Origin of the sequence: Vibrio sp. S234-5 (genome assembly GCF_000960595.1) — a bacterium.
In the GTDB taxonomy this organism is placed as follows: Bacteria; Pseudomonadota; Gammaproteobacteria; order Enterobacterales; family Vibrionaceae; genus Vibrio.
Window position 1 is genome coordinate 1 of the sequence record NZ_JZAM01000076.1, and the last position, 2,219, is coordinate 2,219.

Below are 2,219 nucleotides of genomic sequence, written 5' to 3' on the forward strand. Positions count from 1 at the left end.
TCTTTGTTCCCTTGGCTTTTTAGTTTGGTGTTTCTCGGCAAGTTGGCTTCAGTGGGCGCGGTTTTCTGGACAATTATTCTTTGGCGCTGGAAATTCAGCGAATTGCCTCAATCAATTTTCGGGCAAGCGTGAGGTTGAGGCGGTTGGCTCAATAAGCAATCTGATCTTAGGGTTGTTTAGAATTAGCGGTCAAAGTTCAAAGTCTGATTTTCAAAATCATGAGTCATTTCAGTTTGTTGGTTTTTGGGTTTTGTTTGTGAATCAAAGCTGAGTTAATCTTGGTTTTGGTACAACGTAAGTCATTGAAGCTTAAGCATAACAAACGGTTCAAGAGGGACAGCCAACGCGCGGCATTTTTACCATGCGTTAGTTTTTGTGGTTACGGTGTTATGCGGAAGCTTGGTAATGGCGTTGGCTGCCCCTTAACCGGGCGTTATAAGCAAGTTGAACTTTGGGCTCTAAAGGAAAGTAAAAAATGGAAGTGGAATATTTTGTAAATCGCTCAATTACGCCAGAGCAGTTTGTGGATCTGCTCAATCAGACAACGCTTGGAGCTAGACGTCCAACCGATAATTACGAATGTATCAGTGGGATGTTGGACAATGCGGATTTGCTTGTCTCAGCTTGGATTGGTGAGCGGCTTGTCGGTGTTGCTCGTTCAGTGACAGATTTTCATTACTGCTGCTACCTATCGGATCTAGCTGTCGATGAAAGCGTTCAATCGAGTGGTATTGGTAAATATCTAATATTAGTAACCAAAGAAGAATTGAACCCAAACTGTAAAGTTATTTTATTATCAGCGCCTCAAGCGCAAGCTTACTATCCAAAAATCGGTTTTGAGCATTACGAAAGCGCATGGGTTTTATCAAGTGCCGAACAATTAAAGCTAATTTAAATCAAGGTATTATTTTGCTTATAACAAACGGTTCAAGAGGGACTGCCAACGCGTGGCGGTTTTTGTTCAAATCAGCATTTGTGATTACGGTTGTTATTTTAGGTTCAGTGTTTAGCGTTGTCAGCCCCTTAACCGGGCGTTAGGCTTATAGAGCGAGAAACTATGAAAATATTATATTCAGGCGGTCTACAAATCCGCTCTAATCATGCACAAGAGAGATTGTTAAATGTTAATACTTTCTTAGATGGTGAGTTGGCTTTCCACAACTTATATCGAGAAGTTAAAGCAAGTGATTTTCCTATTGCTCAGGATTGCTTTGGTGACCAATTTTTTATTCGAGATAACTTGGTAGTTAAATTGAATGCCGAAACTGGTGATATTGATGAATTTGGTTGTAGTTGGGAACAGTTTTTGGCTTGGGTTGACGAGGATCCAATTGAAAGGTTGAGCATTCCAAACGACTTGGATTTAAAGGTTGGTCAGCTATTATTTGCGTATCCACCTTTCTGCACTGCAGAGGGAAATAATGCATGTATAAAAGCAATAGATGGTGTCGAGCTAATCAGGTTCCACGCTAATTTTGCGAAGCAGATAAACGGCGAATAATAAGCCTAACAAACTGCTTAAGCGGGATTCGCAATGCGTGGCATTTTCAGCATGCGGTGAGTTTTGTGATTAAGGCGGTGTGCGGTCGCTTTCGTAGTGCATTGCTCACCCCTTAGCAGGGCGTTATGCTTAATCACGATAAATCAGTGGTTTATGTTTTCTCTTTGTTCCCTCGGCTGGTTGGTTTTGAGTTTATCGGCAAGTTTGCTTCAGTGGGCGCTGTTTTCCGGACAATTGTTCTTTGGCGCTGGAAGTTCAGAGCGTTGCCTCAATCAATTTTCGGGCAAGCGCGAGGTTAAGGCGGTTGGCTCAATCAGAAATTTGATCTTAGGTTTTTGAGTTTTGGCAACCAAAATTCAAAGTCTGATTTTCAAAATTATGAGTCATTTCAGTTTTTTGGTTTTCGGCTTATGTTTGTGAGTTAAAGTCGAGTTAATCTTGGTTCTGGTAAAGCGTAAGTTATTGAAGCTTAAGCATAACAAAGCGTTCAAGAGGGATTCATGCCGCGTGGCATTTTTTGTATGCAGTGAATTTTGGTGGTGAAAGTGGTCTGCGGAAAGTTGGTTTATGCGGCACTCACCCCTTAACGCGGCGTTATGCTTAATCACGCAAAATCAGTGAGTTATGGTTCTTCTTTGTTCCTTTGGCTTTTCAGTTTTGTGTTTGTCGGCAAGTTGGCTCCATTGGGCGCTGTTTTCCGGACACTTGTTCTTTAGCG

The 2,219-nt window shown here is 41.8% G+C and carries 4 protein-coding genes; all 4 read left to right on the forward strand.

All coding sequences use genetic code 11. From position 1 onward, the window contains the following. Positions 1-271, forward strand: a 271-nt coding sequence (locus tag UF06_RS27125; protein WP_206778252.1) for a hypothetical protein, incomplete at its 5' end; no start/stop codon positions are given. A 204-nt stretch (positions 272-475) separates the two neighbouring features. Then, the gene (locus tag UF06_RS03360; RefSeq protein ID WP_045569181.1) at positions 476-895 is read left to right on the forward strand and encodes a GNAT family N-acetyltransferase; all 420 of its coding nucleotides are present in this window, start codon (positions 476-478) and stop codon (positions 893-895) included. A gap of 162 nt (positions 896-1,057) precedes the next feature. Next, the gene (locus tag UF06_RS03365; RefSeq protein ID WP_045569182.1) at positions 1,058-1,501 is read left to right on the forward strand and encodes a hypothetical protein; all 444 of its coding nucleotides are present in this window, start codon (positions 1,058-1,060) and stop codon (positions 1,499-1,501) included. Positions 1,502-1,976: 475 nt separating this feature from the next. Beyond that, positions 1,977-2,105: a DUF3265 domain-containing protein gene (locus tag UF06_RS23515; protein WP_082069547.1), complete on the forward strand. Its 129-nt coding sequence runs from the start codon at positions 1,977-1,979 to the stop codon at positions 2,103-2,105. The last annotated feature ends 114 nt before the right edge of the window (positions 2,106-2,219 follow it).

What these genes read in the sequence shown, in the direction of transcription:
- UF06_RS03365 (WP_045569182.1), top strand. Translation starts at nt 1,058, where the DNA reads ATGAAAATATTATATTCAGGCGGTCTACAAATCCGCTCTAATCATGCA.
- UF06_RS03360 (WP_045569181.1), top strand. Translation starts at nt 476, where the DNA reads ATGGAAGTGGAATATTTTGTAAATCGCTCAATTACGCCAGAGCAGTTT.